This window comes from Micromonospora sp. NPDC049114 (genome assembly GCF_040648635.1).
In the GTDB taxonomy this organism is placed as follows: domain Bacteria; phylum Actinomycetota; class Actinomycetes; order Mycobacteriales; family Micromonosporaceae; genus Micromonospora.
This window is the reverse complement of sequence record NZ_JBEZEA010000002.1, coordinates 370,642-384,723: the sequence shown is the minus strand read 5'-3', so window position 1 is coordinate 384,723 and position 14,082 is coordinate 370,642. Positions and strand designations below refer to the sequence as shown.

10 protein-coding genes and 2 pseudogenes are annotated in these 14,082 nt (G+C 72.8%); 7 read left to right on the top strand and 5 right to left on the bottom strand.

Annotated features, from left to right (window positions below; all coding sequences use genetic code 11):
- Positions 1–6 precede the first annotated feature (6 nt).
- On the bottom strand, positions 7–1,329 hold the full coding sequence (locus tag AB0B39_RS09385; RefSeq protein ID WP_357492153.1) for a carbohydrate ABC transporter substrate-binding protein: 1,323 nt from the start codon (positions 1,327–1,329) through the stop codon (positions 7–9).
- Between the two features lie 167 nt (positions 1,330–1,496).
- Positions 1,497–2,474, bottom strand: a complete 978-nt coding sequence (locus AB0B39_RS09380; RefSeq protein WP_234586712.1) for a substrate-binding domain-containing protein — start codon at positions 2,472–2,474, stop codon at positions 1,497–1,499.
- 117 nt (positions 2,475–2,591) lie between these two features.
- Between AB0B39_RS09380 and AB0B39_RS09375 the strand changes: the two genes are divergently transcribed.
- Positions 2,592–4,415: a glycoside hydrolase family 35 protein gene (locus AB0B39_RS09375; protein WP_357492151.1), complete on the top strand. Its 1,824-nt coding sequence runs from the start codon at positions 2,592–2,594 to the stop codon at positions 4,413–4,415.
- Positions 4,416–4,540: 125 nt separating this feature from the next.
- On the opposite strand, the gene AB0B39_RS09370 is transcribed toward AB0B39_RS09375, so the two are convergent.
- On the bottom strand, positions 4,541–5,860 hold the full coding sequence (locus AB0B39_RS09370; RefSeq protein WP_357573977.1) for a hypothetical protein: 1,320 nt from the start codon (positions 5,858–5,860) through the stop codon (positions 4,541–4,543).
- 201 nt (positions 5,861–6,061) lie between these two features.
- Between AB0B39_RS09370 and AB0B39_RS09365 the strand changes: the two genes are divergently transcribed.
- Complete coding sequence (locus tag AB0B39_RS09365; protein WP_357573976.1) at positions 6,062–7,042, top strand: DUF2804 domain-containing protein; 981 nt, start codon at positions 6,062–6,064, stop codon at positions 7,040–7,042.
- 4 nt (positions 7,043–7,046) lie between these two features.
- Here the strand turns inward: AB0B39_RS09365 and AB0B39_RS09360 are convergent.
- Both AB0B39_RS09360 and AB0B39_RS09355 read right to left on the bottom strand, forming a co-directional pair.
- Positions 7,047–8,645, bottom strand: a pseudogene (locus AB0B39_RS09360) (sulfatase-like hydrolase/transferase); the annotation flags it as partial.
- A 362-nt stretch (positions 8,646–9,007) separates the two neighbouring features.
- Positions 9,008–9,688: pseudogene (locus tag AB0B39_RS09355) on the bottom strand (CDP-alcohol phosphatidyltransferase family protein); the annotation flags it as partial.
- 93 nt (positions 9,689–9,781) lie between these two features.
- Between AB0B39_RS09355 and AB0B39_RS09350 the strand changes: the two are divergent.
- The 5 genes from AB0B39_RS09350 (at position 9,782) to AB0B39_RS09330 (ending at position 14,081) form a co-directional block, all read left to right on the top strand.
- Complete coding sequence (locus tag AB0B39_RS09350; RefSeq protein WP_357573975.1) at positions 9,782–10,765, top strand: dehydrogenase; 984 nt, start codon at positions 9,782–9,784, stop codon at positions 10,763–10,765.
- Positions 10,766–10,767: 2 nt separating this feature from the next.
- The gene (locus tag AB0B39_RS09345) at positions 10,768–11,166 is read left to right on the top strand and encodes a 6-carboxytetrahydropterin synthase (protein ID WP_357573974.1); all 399 of its coding nucleotides are present in this window, start codon (positions 10,768–10,770) and stop codon (positions 11,164–11,166) included.
- 62 nt (positions 11,167–11,228) lie between these two features.
- On the top strand, positions 11,229–12,257 hold the full coding sequence (locus AB0B39_RS09340; protein ID WP_357493411.1) for a glycosyltransferase family 4 protein: 1,029 nt from the start codon (positions 11,229–11,231) through the stop codon (positions 12,255–12,257).
- Positions 12,254–13,078 (top strand): class I SAM-dependent methyltransferase, encoded by an 825-nt coding sequence (locus AB0B39_RS09335; protein ID WP_357573973.1) that lies wholly within the window; start codon positions 12,254–12,256, stop codon positions 13,076–13,078. Before AB0B39_RS09340 ends, AB0B39_RS09335 begins: the two co-directional genes overlap by 4 nt.
- A gap of 64 nt (positions 13,079–13,142) precedes the next feature.
- Positions 13,143–14,081: a lysylphosphatidylglycerol synthase transmembrane domain-containing protein gene (locus AB0B39_RS09330; RefSeq protein WP_357493408.1), complete on the top strand. Its 939-nt coding sequence runs from the start codon at positions 13,143–13,145 to the stop codon at positions 14,079–14,081.
- Position 14,082: the final 1 nt, after the last annotated feature.

Sequence of the window (14,082 nt, the reverse complement as noted above, 5' to 3'; positions counted from 1 at the left end):
CGGGTGTCACTTGCCCGCCTGCCGCAACTTCTCGCTGGCGTCGTTCAGGGCGGTCTGCCACTGGTCGACGGTCTTGTCGCCGCTGATGATGCTGTTCGCGGTGTCGAAGAGCGTGCCCTTGATGTTCACGCCCTCGACGGGGGCCGTGCTGGCGAAGCCACCGACCAGGGCGGTGATGCTCGGGTCCTCGTAGAGCTGGTAGAACGGCGCGATCTCGGCGGGCAGCGTCGAGGCGATGCCCTTGATCGGCTGGATCGCGTTGGCCTTGGCGAAGATGCCGGCGGCCTCGTCGGAGTAGAGGTACGCGACGAAGTCCTTCGCGGCGTCCTTGTTCTGGGCGCCGCTCGGCACCCAGGCCGACTCGACGATGGTGGTCAGGTAGCGCTTGCCACCGGCGGTGACCGCCGGCAGCGGGGCCATCGCCCACTCGAAGCCCGTGGCACGCGGCGCGTCCTTCATCTCGCCGACGACCCACGTGCCGTTCGGCATGAACAGCGTCTTGTTGTCGAGCAGAGACTGCTGGTTCTTGGTGAAGTCCTGCTCGTTCGCGTACCCGACGGTGGTCTTCGCCGCGTAGGTCAGCAGCTTGGCGGTGATGTCCAGGACCTGGCGTGCCTGGGCGGTCTTCCAGACACCCTCGGAGTAGGTCATCGCCTCCTTGTAGAACTGCTCACCGCCGACATCGGCGAGCAGGGCGAAGAAGAACGAGTCCAGGTAACCCGCGGTCGGGTACGTGAACAGCGCGATGCCCTCGGCCTTGGCGGCGTCGCCGAGCTTGAACATGTCGTCCCAGATGGTCGGGACCTGCCAACCCTTCTGCGCGAAGAGACCCTTGTTGTAGACCAGGCCGGTCGGCGCGTAGTACATCGGCATCAGGTAGGTCTTGTCGTCGTTGTACGGGTTGGTGCTGAGATTGCCGACGATCCCGTCGGCGAGCTTGGACCGCACTGTGGACTGCTCGCCCGGCACTGTCATGTCCAGAACGCCGGTGAGGTCCTCCAGCGCCTTGTCCTTGACCAGAGTCTCGGCGAGCGCGGCCTTGCGGCCCTGGGGCAGCACCACGACGTCGGGGAACTTGCCAGCCTTCATGTTGGGGCTGATCTCGTCCTCAAGGGTCTTCGAGAGCTGCAGCTGCACATCCACGTCGGGGTGCTTCGCCCTGTAGGCATCGACGACCTGGACGTACATGTCCCGGCCGTAACCGCCCTCGAAAGCCGCGATCTTCAGCGTCTTCTTGCCGTCGGCGTCGTCGTTCCCTCCGGAACAGCCGGCGAGCAGGCTCAGCGCTGTCGCCGCGGCGACCGCAAGGACGATTGGTCGTCTCAACATGGTGGGGGGCCTCCAAGGGCGGTGCACACGGCGGTGCGGAATTGAGCGGCGTGGACGAGGCACGGCATCGGCCCACAAGATCGCGGGCGGGCCTCGCGTTGTTACTGTGGCACCCGTAACATGAGTCGTCAAGAACGATGTGCCAACAGCGCGGAGGCGCTCAGGGGTCAGCGGGACCGCGGTGCGGCGGTCGACTCCCGGACGATGAGGCTCGGCTGCGCCACCGATTCGCCGGCGCCCTCGCTGCCCAGAAGGAGCGCGACGGCGGCCGCCCCGGAGCGGTAGAAGTCCTGGCGGACAGTGGTGAGGGGCGGGTGGCAGTACGCCGCCAGCTCGATGTCGTCCACGCTCACTATCGACACGTCCGCAGGCACCGACCGGCCGCGCTCGCGCAACGCCCTGATCACGCCGAACGCCATCTCGTCACTGGCCACGAAAATGGCCGTGACCTCGGGAATCATCGCGAGGATCTGCCCCTGGCGGTAACCGGATTCGGGCGACCAGTCGCCCTCGAGCGCTGGCGGCGCGTCGATCCCGGCGGTGGTCAGACACTCCTGCCAGCCCTGCCGGCGCTGCCGTGCCTCGATCCACTCGTCCGGCCCGGCCACGTGCCACACCTGGCGGTGCCCGGCGTCGAGCAGGTGCTGGGTGGCGATGCGCCCGGCCTCGTGCTGGTCGATGCCCAGCACCCGCGCACCTGTGGTGCGCGAGCCGTCGACAGTGACGGTGGGGATGTCCCGGGTGATGTCCTCCATCCGCTGGGTCACGGAGATCAGCGGGACCGCGATGATGATGCCGTCGACGCCCTGGTCGGACAGCTTGAGCAGGGACTTTTCCATCATGGCGGTGTCCAGCTCGGCGAGGGTCGCGATGCTCACCGAGTAGCCCGCCTGCCCGGCCGCGGCCTCCACCCCGGCGGTCACCGCGGAGCGCGAGTAGTAGCCGCCGGCCTGGAGCAGGACCAGGCCGAGGGTGAAGCTGCGCCCGGACGACAGCAGCCGGGGGGCGCCGTTGTACCGGTATCGGAGCTGCTCGACGGCGGTGAGCACGCGCCGACGGGTCTCGGCGTTGACGTTCGGTGAGTCGCGCAGGGTGCGCGAGACCGTCTGTGCCGACACGCCGGCGGCCCGTGCCACGTCAGCCATGCTCGGCTGCTTGCCACTCATTGTCGCCTCGGTCATCCCCGTCGCCCTCCCGGAACGTGCTACGGGCGCATCCTACCGGCATTGTTACGAATGGCACGGGTAACATAGGCTGCCACCATGATCGAGACCACCCGGCGGGGCAGCGCGGTAGCGCCGCCGACGAGACCCTCTCCCGCACTCGGCTGGCACGACCGCCAGCTCTACCGGCACGGAGTCCCGCACCGCATCCTGTCCGGCGCCCTGCACTACTTCCGGGTCCACCCCGAGTTGTGGCGCGACCGGATCCGGCGGCTCGCCGACCTGGGTCTGAACACCCTCGACACGTACGTGCCCTGGAACTTCCACCAGCCGTACGCCGATCGCGCGCCGCGCTTCGACGGGTGGCGCGACCTCGAGGCGTTCATCGCGCTCGCCGGCGAGGAGGGTCTCGACGTCGTCCTGCGGCCCGGCCCGTACATCTGCGCGGAGTGGTCCAACGGTGGACTGCCGGCCTGGCTCACCGCCCGCGACGTGGCCCTGCGCACCTCCGACCCGGCGTTCACCGGGCCGGTCGGGCGGTGGTTCGACGAACTCATACCCCGCATCGCGCGGCACCAGGCACACGCCGGTGGGCCGGTCGTGGCCGTGCAGGTCGAGAACGAGTACGGCAGCTACGGCGACGACGAGGCGTACCTGCTGTGGAACCGCGCCGCCCTGCTCGACCGCGGTATCACCGAGCTGCTGTTCACCGCCGACGGCCCCACCGAGCTGATGCACGACGCGGGTACGGTGCCGGGCACGCTCGCCGCCGCCACCCTCGGCTCGAAGCCCGAGGCCGCCCGTGCCCTGTTCGCCCAGCGCCGACCCGACGAACCGTTCGTGGTCGCCGAGTACTGGAACGGCTGGTTCGACCACTGGGGCGAGCGGCACCACGTCCGCGCAGTGGACAGCGCGGTCCGCACTCTGGACGCCATCATCGCCGAGAGCGGAAGCGTCAGCCTCTACATGGCGCACGGCGGCACCAACTTCGGGCTCTGGGCCGGCGCCAACGCGGAACGAGGCAGGCTCCAGCCCACCATCACCAGCTACGACTCCGACGCGCCGATCGCCGAGGACGGGACACTCACCGCGAAGTTCCACGCCATGCGCCGGGCGCTCGGCGCCACCGGGCCGCTGCGGGTACCCGAGCGGATGCCGGTCCTCGCGCCGGCGCGGGTGCCGTTGACCCACCACGCCGACCTGATCGCCGGCCTGCGTGCGGTGCCGGCGCCGGAGTCGACCGGGCCCCGGCCGGCCACCTTCGAACAGCTCGGCCTGGACGCCGGGATGGTGCTGCTCACCGCCCACCCGAAGATCCCCCCGGGCGAGCACACGATCATCCTGACCGACGTACGCGACCGGGCCGTCGTCCTTGCCGACGGCGTGCCGATCGGGGTGGCCGACGGTGCGCATCCGGAGATACCGATTCACGGCACCGGGGCGGCCGTGCGCCTGGAGGTCCTGGTGGAGAACCTGGGCCGCGTCAACTACGGCCCGTTGGTCGGACAGCACAAGGGCCTGCTCGGCCCCGTGCTCGTCGATCGCCGGATGGTGCACGGCTGGACGAGCTCGGCTGTCGCCCTGACCGAGTGGACACCTGACGACCTGCGCCGTGCGGCGGGTGCCGGACCGGCCAGCACCGGTGCCGGCTTCGCCGTCGCGACGGTGCGCCTCGACGAGCCCGCTGACACCTTCCTGGCCCTGCCCGGCTCCGTGCACGGCCTGGTCTGGGTCAACGGGTTCCTGCTCGGCCGCTACTGGGACATCGGCCCGCAGGTCACCCTCTACTGTCCGGCACCGCTGCTGCGCAGCGGCGAGAACACGGTTGTCGTCCTGGAGACCGACCGGCTCGGCTCGGTCCTGGAGTTGCGCGACCGGCCCGAGCTGGGCCCCACCGAGGAGTACGTCGAGGAGTTCGACTGACCGTCGGCCGGTGGTCAGCGCGCCGGTCGCGCGGCGTGCCTGCGCACGACGTCGGTGCCAGGACGGCGGCGGCAGCGCGTCGGGCCCCGGACGCCGGCGTGGACGTCCGGGGCCCGACCGGCTAATCAGTGGCGCCTGCGGTGACGGCGCTTGGTGAACAGGAATGCCAGGCCGACAGCCAGCAGCGCGGCACCGCCTCCGGCGGCGGCGAGCGGCAGGGCCGTCGAGCTGTCCTCGGCGGCGGCGGTGAGCTCCTCCGGGCCGGTCTCGGTCACCGGTTCGGAGCTGTCGCCCATGGCCTCGGTGGCGGCGCTCGCGCTGGGGGTGGGGGTGACGGCGCTGGGGGTCGGGGTAGCGGACTTCGAGGGGGACGGGTCGAGGGAGGCCAGCGAGTCGCCGTTGAGCGCGACCTTGACCTTGGCCTGGCCGCCGCCGGAGGAGACGACGGCGACGGACAGCTTGCTCGCCTTGTCCGTCAGTTTCGTGATGGCGTCCGTGTTGGGCGGTGCGTTGTTGGCGGCGGTCTTGTTCGCCGTCGTGGTGTCGATGAGGGACGAGGAGCCGTAGGAGCCCTTGGGGACGCGGTAGGCGTGCACGCCCTCGAGCTTCGCGTCGAAGTTGCCGGCCGCATGGCGGTACTCGATGACGAGCCGGTCGCCGCCCAGGGCGATGTCCAGGACGCGGACTCCGCTGCCCTTGCCGTGCAGGGAGCGCAGCGTGTAGACGCCGGACTTGGTGACCTTGACTGATGCCCCGCCGCCGAGCCATCCGGCACGGATCATCTCCGGCGCGGAGAAGCCGGCCGGCCGGTACCCGCCGGCCATGATGCTCGTGTGGCTGGCGCCCGCCTCCTTGCACGCGCCCAGGTTGCCGCCCGTGCACTGGACGCGACCCTGGTGACCGAAGCCCAGGTTGTGCCCGAGTTCGTGGCCGACGACGTCGATGCCACTGGCGGTGCCGTACAGGTTGATCCAGGTGGTCGGGCCGGGCAGGGTCGCGAGGCCGGCCCAGGGGCATTCGGTCTTCTGTGCCGGAAAGACGATCGAGAGGCTTTCGTAGTCCTTGCCCGCGACCAGTCCTCGTTTGGCGAGTTCGTCCCGGGTCATCTGGTTGATCTTGCCCTGTGGGCAGCCGGCGGCGCTCAGGTCCAGCTTGATCGGGCCGAGGAACTGCTCCTTGATGGCGGGTACCACCGTGTACTGCCCGCGCGAGACCTCGGACAGGAACGACGCGGCCGAGTCGCTCTTCGCCCCGAAGTAGGTGTCCGGCGTGGACGCCTTCACCTTGTCCGGGAACTGGAAGGACGCGTCGTTGAACTCCACCAGGACGGGGAGGATCTTTCTCTTCACCGGTGCGGCGGACGCGGGGGTGCCGGGGAGCATGGCGGTGGTCAGCACGGCGATGCCTGTGGCCAGAGCGATGCGGCCGAGGGCAGACAGCTTCATGGGGTCCGGTTCCTTCGAGGGGATGCAGGGCGCCAGGGACGCCGACGTCCGTGACACTGTCGCTTCGCCTGGATATCCACTGTGGAGTCCCAGGGAGAGTCAGTTAATCGGACATCCAATGTCTGATGTCGTATGACCGTAGGGCGCATCAATATCTTCGTCAAGTGCTCGCCGAGAGCGGCGGGGGATATCGTGCACGTCGTGACGCACGAACGTGAGCTGCTCTCACCTGTCGATCTGTGCCAACGGAACGGGCGGCTCAATCCCGCGGCGGTGGGCTGGACCCGCCGACCCCTGCACACCGCGAACCTGCGCGGCTGGGGCCGGACCAAGCGGTGGGAGTACTGGGGCATCGTGACCCCACGGCACATCGTCGGGCTGGTCGCCTCGTCGCTGGACTACGCCGGTGTGCACAGCGTCTACGTGCTCGACCGGGATAGTGGCACCGAGACGAGGGCCGACGTGGTGATCCCGCTGGCGCGGGGGACGACGCTCCCGCCACGGTGCGGCGTGGGCGAAGCGGGAGCGCGGGGCGGTGACCTGGCGATCCGGATCACCCAGCGCCCGGACGGCACCGCCATCTCGGCGAGTGCCCCCGGCGTACGGCTGGCGGTGGACGTGCCGTTGCCGGCCGGTCACGAGTCGCTCGGCGTGGTCGTGCCGTGGAGCCCCACGCGATTCCAGTACACGGTCAAGGACGTCGGCCGCCCGGTCCTCGGCACGCTGGACCTGCACGGCCGGACGTACGAGATCGGCGGACCCGACGCGTTCGCCGTGCTGGACCACGGGCGCGGCAGGTGGCCGTACTCGATCGCGTGGAACTGGGCCGCCGGCGCCGCGCCGGGACGGGCGATCCAACTCGGCGGTCAGTGGACCGACGGCACCGGGGTCACCGAGAACGGCCTGTTCGTCGACGGCCGCCTGCACAAGATCGGCGAGGAATTGCGCTGGACGTACGACAGGTCCGACTGGCTCCGCCCCTGGCGGATCAGCGGGGAACGGGTCGAGGCCGAGTTTCAGCCGTTCCACGAGAAGGTGGCCCGCACCAACCTGGGTGTCGTCGCGAACGAGACGCACCAGTGTTTCGGGCACTTCTCCGGCTGGGCGACGACGGACGACGGTACGACTGTGCGCCTCGACGGGCTCGTCGGCTGGGCCGAGGAGGCACGCAACCGCTGGTAGTGGGTCAGCGTGGGGCGGCGATCGGTGGCGTCGACGGCCCGAAGGTGGTCAGGAACCGGTCCCGGAAGGTGTCCATGGGCCACACCGGAGCCTGCGGGCCCGGGCGCAGGCCGTCCTGCCAACCCCAGCCGCTAACCCGGTCCAGCACCGCCGGGTCGCGGGCCACGATGGTGATCGGCACGTCCCGACTGGCGCCCTCGCCGGTCACCACCGGGGCCGGCTGGTGATCGCCGAGGAAGACCAGCACCAGATCGTCGTCACCGTAGGTCTGGACGTAGGAGATCAGGGCCTGGAGCGAGTAGGCGACGGCCTGGCGGTAGCCGGCCCGGATCCGGCCGGTGTCCCGGTCGTCGGCGTCGCCGTCGTCCTTCGCGCCGGAGTCGCCGTGGTAGATCGAACCGTCGCCCACCTCGTCCCAGCCGATCATGCGGGGCACCGCCGTCCACGGTGAGTGGCTGGAGATCAGCGGAATCTCCGCCATGATCGGACGGTCCGCGCCGGCGCGCACCCGCCGCTGGAAGAACGACAGCGTGTACTGGTCGGGCATCGGCGCGTAGCTGAACTTCGGGCCCCGGTAGCCCAGCGCCTCGGCGTCGTAGTACCTGTCGTACGAGAAGAAGCCCTGCTCCGGCCACGGCTGGGTGGCCGCCGGCAGCACCCCGACGGTCTGCCAGCCTGCCCGGCGGAACGCGCCGTTGAGGGTGAGCCGGTCGCTGGCCAGCAGGCTCCGGTGCCGCTGCTCGTTGTCCGTCCACAGACCGGACAGCAGCGTGTCGTGCGCCAACCAACTGCCCCCGCCGAAGGTGGGGGAGGTGAGAAAGCCGCTGCGCGCGCCGTACCCGGCCGCGCGCAGCCGCTCGGTGCCGGTGTCCAGCACCGCGTTGACCTGCGGCGCCAGCTGCGGATCCTCGACGGCGTCGCGCCCGTAGCTCTCCACGAAGGCGAGGACGACGTCCTTGCCGCGCAGCCCGGTCAGCAGCTGGTCACCCGGGACGTCCTGGAACGGGTCGGCGTCGATCTGGGCGGTGAACCGTTCCCGGTCGTGCAGCCGCGCGTCCACCTGCTCGGCGTGCGCGCCGACCAGCGCGGTGGTCCCGGCGTCGGCAACCGGCACGCCCGGGACGATCCGCACGCCGACGACGGCGCAGAGGACCCAGGCCACGGTCAGGGCGGCCACCGCCCGGGTCGCCACCCGCTCGTGGCCGACCAGCAGCGCCGCCAGCCGCCGCACCGCCGCGGTCGTCGCGAGCAGCAGCACACCGACCAGCAGGACGACGCCGACCACCGCGCCGATCGCGCCGGCCCGCCCCGCCGAATCCCGCACGAAACCGAACGCGTCGTCCAGCAGCAGCCAGTCCAGCACCAGATCGAACGGCCGGTCGAGGGCCGTGCGAAAACCCAGGTCGGCGAGCTTCACGATGGCCAGCAGACCCAGCAGCGGCCCGAGCACGGCCACCACCACCCGCCGTGGTCGCGGCGGCAGCGCCAGCAGCAGCGCCGCGACCAGCAGACCCTCCAGCGGGATCCGCACGAACGCGCCGGGCGTCAGCTCGCCGAGCCGGTCCGGGCCGACCAGGACGGCGTACACCAGCAGAACCGCCAGCACCGTGCCCACCCGCCCCAGCGTCCGCCGCGCACGGCCGCGCGGCACCGACGACACCACTGGCGTACGCGCCGAAGCGTCACCGCTCGACGCGGGGCTCGGGCGTCGCCGGCCGGTCAGCCGGCGCAGTCGGGCGGGAAGGGTCATCACTGCCTCCAGTCGGAGTGGACCGTACCGCCCGAGCGGGCCGCCAGCGCGGGCGTGGGCACCGGCAGCAGCGGCGGTACGACGACGGGTGCGTGCCCGCCCAGCGGCAGCAGGGGCACCGCCACCGGCGCGGCGATCGGGGTGCTCGGCGGTGGGGCGGGCGCGGTGGTGATCGCCACGACCGGCAGCGGGTGGGACCGCCGAGGGGCCGGGCGGCGACGCCGCAGCCAGGCCACGTCCCGGCCGAACGACTCGACAAGCAGCGTCAACGCCGTCACCAGGACCACTGTGGTCCACGGCTCCGGCAGCACCCGCGCGGCAGCGACCGCCAACAACACGCCCTGCGCGGCGGCCACCACCTTGCGCCAGTAGCGCGGCGGCAACGTACCGCGCAGCCAGGGCAGCACGGCGCTGGCCGCGACGAAGGCGTACCGCATCGCGCCGATGGCCAGCACCCAGCTCCCCGCCGCCGGGGCGACGTACACGCTCAGGACCAGGATGAGGAACGCGTCGACCTCCATGTCGAAGCGGGCCCCGAGCGCGCTGACCGTGCCGGTGCGCCGGGCGACCTGACCGTCCACCGCGTCCAGCAGCAGGGCCACCGCGCTCAGCGCGACCAGCAGCCCCACCGGCGTCGGGTGGCCGAACGAGTCCACCACCAGCGCGGTGACCGCGCCGACCAGAACGGCCCGGGTCAGCGTCACCCGGTCGGCGGGGCCGAGCCGCGACGCGCCGGACAGGTGCAGGCCCCGGCTCAACGCGAGGCAGGTGAGCGCGGCGTAGCCGGCGCCGGCCAGCCAGCCCGCCGTGCTCAGACCCACGGTGGCGGCCAGTGCCGCCAGCACGACCAACTGGGCGCTCAGCCCGATCACCGGACCGCTTCGAACTGTGGGCACCGTACCTCCGTGTTTATGATCGACGACCCCGACAGGGAACACGGAAATCAGGGCCGTTCGGTTCGACCGGGACAAAAGGTGAGGTGTGCGAGGGTGATCCGCGAGGCGTACGCCTGCTGGGTGCGCGAGCCCGGCGCGGCGGAGATCCGGCCGGTGTCGCTGCCCGTGCCGGGGCCGGACGAGGTGCTGGTGCGGGCCCGCTACTCCGGCGTCAGCCGGGGCACCGAGACGCTGGTGTTCGCCGGCCGGGTGCCAGTGGACCAGTACGCGTCGATGCGCGCCCCGTTCCAGGAGGGTGACTTCCCCGGCCCGGTGAAGTACGGCTACCTCAGCGTCGGCGTGGTCGAAGAGGGTCCGCCGGAGCTGCTCGGGCGTACGGTGTTCTGCCTGCACCCGCACCAGAGCGCGTACGTCGTGCCGGCGACCGCCGTCGTCCCGGTGCCGGACGACGTGCCGCCCGCCCGCGCGGTGCTCGCCGGCACCGTCGAGACCGCCGTGAACGCCCTGTGGGACGCCGCGCCCCTGGTCGGCGACCGGGTCAGCGTGGTCGGCGCGGGCATGGTGGGCTGCTGCGTCGCGGCGCTGCTGGCGCGTTTCCCCGGCGTGGACGTCGAGCTGATCGACACCGACGTACGCCGGGCGGGGGTGGCCGGGGCGCTCGGTGTCCGGTTCGCCCGGCCGGGCGACGCGACCGGCGACCGGGACCTGGTCGTGCACGCCAGCGCCACGTCCGCCGGGCTGCAACAGGCGCTGGACCTGCTCGCGCCCGAGGGCACGGTGATCGAGTTGAGCTGGTACGGCGACCGCCCGGTGCAGGTGTCGCTGGGCGGGGCGTTCCACTCCCGACGGCTCACCGTGCGCAGCAGCCAGGTCGGCATGGTCGCGCCCGCGCGGCGGGGCCGCCGCAGCTACGCCGACCGACTGGCGCTGGCCCTGGACCTGCTCGACGACCCGGCGTTCGACGCGCTGATCACCGGCGCGTCCCGGTTCGCCGAGCTGCCCGACGTACTCGCCCAACTGAGCACGGGTGACCTGCCCGCGCTCTGCCACCTCATCACCTACGACGACGGGGAGTGACAGTGTTCAGGGTGACAGTTCGGGATCACATGATGATCGCCCACAGTTTCCGGGGCGAGGTGTTCGGCCCGGCCCAGCGCCTGCACGGGGCGACGTTCGTGGTGGACGCGACGTTCCGCAGGCCCGACCTGGACGCCGACGGCATCGTCGTCGACATCGGCCTGGCCACCGAGCAGCTGCGGGCGGTGGTCGGCGAGCTGTCCTACCGCAACCTCGACGACGAGCCCGCGTTCGCGGGGATCAACACCACCACCGAGGTGCTGGCCCGTACCGTCGCCGACCGCCTGGCCGATCGGGTGCACGCCGGTGAGCTGGGCCCCGGGGCGCGTGAGCTGGCCGGCATCACCGTCACCCTGCACGAGTCACACGTCGCCTGGGCCAGCTACGAGCGGTCGCTGTGATCGACGCGGGCCGGCCGACGCCGGCCCACGCCGCCAGGGTCGTCGGCCCGCACCGCCGTACGGTGCACGTCGTCCTGCCCGGCGACATCGACGACCCGGCGGCGCCCAGCGGCGGCAACACGTACGACCGGCGGGTCTGCGCCGGGCTCGGCGAGCGCGGTTGGCTGGTGCACGAGCACCAGGTGCCCGGAGCGTGGCCGCACCCCGACCCGGCCGCGCTCGCCGCGCTGGCCCGGCTGCTCGCCGCCGCGCCGGACGACGCCGTGGTGCTCGTCGACGGCCTGATCGCCTCGGCCGTGCCGGAGCTGCTCGCCCCGCACGCGACACGGCTGCGCCTCGTCCTTCTGGTGCACATGCCGCTGGACGACGAGGCCGAGGGCCGGGCGCTGGCCACCGCGCGAGCCGTCGTCACCACGAGCGAGTGGACCCGCCGTCGCCTGCTGGCCCGCCACCGGTTGCCGGCCGACCGGGTCCGGGTCGCGCCGCCGGGGGTGACGCCCGCACCGCCGACGCCGCCCGGCTCGGCAGCCGGCCACCGGCTGCTCTGCGTCGCCGCGGTCACCCACCACAAGGGTCACGACGTGCTCGTCGACGCCCTGTGCGTGCTGGCCGGGATGCCCTGGACGCTGGTCTGCGCCGGCACGCTGGCCCGGGAACCCGAACTGGTGCAGCGGCTGCGCGACCGGCTCGCCGGCGCCGGCCTGTCGGAACGGGTCCGGCTGGCCGGCCCGCTGACCGGCCCGGCGCTCGACGCCGCGTACGCCGCCGCCGACCTGCTGGTGCTGCCGTCGCGGGGCGAGACGTACGGGATGGTCGTCACCGAGGCGCTGGCCCGCGGCGTGCCGGTGCTGGCCACCGAGGTGGGGGGCCTGCCCGAGGCGCTGGGCCGCGCCCCCGACGGTGACCTGCCCGGGCTGCTCGTGCCGCCGGACGACCCGGCCGCCCTGGCCGGGGCGCTGAGCTGGTGGTGGGGGGACGACGAGCTGCGGGCGCGGCTGCGCCGGGCCGCGCTCGCCCGGCGCGACACCCTGACCGACTGGCCGGTGACGACCGCGCGCCTGGCCGCTGTGCTGGAGGAGGTGGCGGGATGACCGTCGAGGAGACCCTGCCGTTCGCCGACTGGCTGCGTCTGCGCGAGCCGGCCGACGCGGCGGCCCGCGCCGAGGACCTGGTGGACGCCGTGCGGCCCCGACTGGCCGGCGGCGATCCGATCGTGATCCACGACCTGGGCAGCGGCACCGGCTCGATGAGCCGCTGGCTCGCGGCCCGATTGACCGGGCCGCAGCACTGGGTGCTGCACGACCGGGACGCCGACCTGCTGGCCCGGGCCGCCGACGGCATGGCCGGGGTGACCGCCGCCGACGGAGCGCCGGTCACCGTCGACACCCGCTGCGGCGACCTCACCCGGCTCAGCGCCGCCGACCTGTCCGACGGCGCGCTGGTCACCGCGTCCGCGCTGCTGGACATGCTGACCGCCGAGGAGGTCGAACGGGTGGTCGCCGCCTGCGTCGACGCCGGCCGTCCCGCCCTGTTCGCGGTCTCGGTGACGGGCCGGGTCCGGCTCACCCCGCCCGACCCGCTCGACGCCATCGTCGAGGAGGCGTTCAACGCGCACCAGCGGCGTACCGTCGACGGCCGCCGGCTGCTCGGCCCGGACGCGGCCGACGCCACCGCCGCCGCGTTCGCCCGCCGGGGCGTGCCGGTGCGGGAGCGGCCCAGCCCGTGGCGGCTCGGCCCGGAGCAGGCCGACCTGGCCGCCGAGTGGTTCCGCGGCTGGCTGGACGCGGGCTGCGAGCACCGCCCGGAACTGACCGGCGCAACCCGGGCGTACGCCCAGCGCCGGCTCGCCGACGCCGCCGCCGGCCGGCTCGGCGTGCTGGTCGAGCATCGGGACCTTCTGGCCGGCGGATGAACCGTCGACGCCCTGGGTACGTGCACTAGAGAGAGTGGACGATCTTCAGGGAGGACCGGCGTCGATGGTGTGGGCCTGGGCACGAGTGGTCGGCGGGGTGGGCCTGCTCGCCGCCCTGCTGTGGCAGGTGGGCGGCGGCCCGTTCCTCGCGGGCGTACGGCTGATCAACGCGCCGGCGCTGGCCGCGGCCCTGCTCATCGGTGTGCTCACCACTGTCTGCGCGGCCTGGCGGTGGAGTCTCGTCGCCGGCGGCCTCGGCGTACGACTGCCGCTGGCGACAGCGGTGGCGCACTGCTACCGGGCGGTGTTCCTCAACGCCACGTTGCCCGGCGGGGTGCTCGGGGACGTGCACCGGGCGGTACGCCACGGCCGCGACGCCGGCGACGTCAGCCGGGGCATCCGCGCGGTGGTCTGGGAGCGTACCGCCGGTCAGGTGGTCCTGGTGGCTGTCGCGCTGGTGGTGCTGGCGGCGTTCCCGTCGCCGGTGCGGCCGTACCTGCCGGCCGCCGCCGGCCTGCTGCTCGCGCTCGGGCTGGCCGTCGTGCTGCTGGCGCGGTGCCTGCCCGACGCCGGTAGGTCCCGGTGGGCCCGCGGCGTCCGCACCGCGGTGGCGGACGTGCGGTCCGGGCTGCTGGCCCGGCGGACCTGGCTCGGCGTGCTGGTCGCCTCCGCAGTGATGGTCGCCGGGCACCTGGCCACCTTCCTGCTCGCGGCACGGACCGCCGGTTCGGACGCTCCGCTGACCCGGCTCCTGCCCCTGACCCTGCTCGCCCTGCTCGCCATGGGCCTGCCCCTGAACGTCGCCGGGTTCGGCCCCCGCGAGGGCGTGGCCGCGTGGGTGTTCGGCGCGGCCGGACTCAGCGCGGCCGAAGGTGTCGCCACCGCCACCGTCTACGGCGCACTCGTGCTGGTGGCCAGCCTGCCCGGCGCGGCCGTGCTGCTCGCCCGCCGGGCCCGCAATCCCACCACCACTCGGGAAGCCGCCTTGCGCGGTGGCTGTTGAG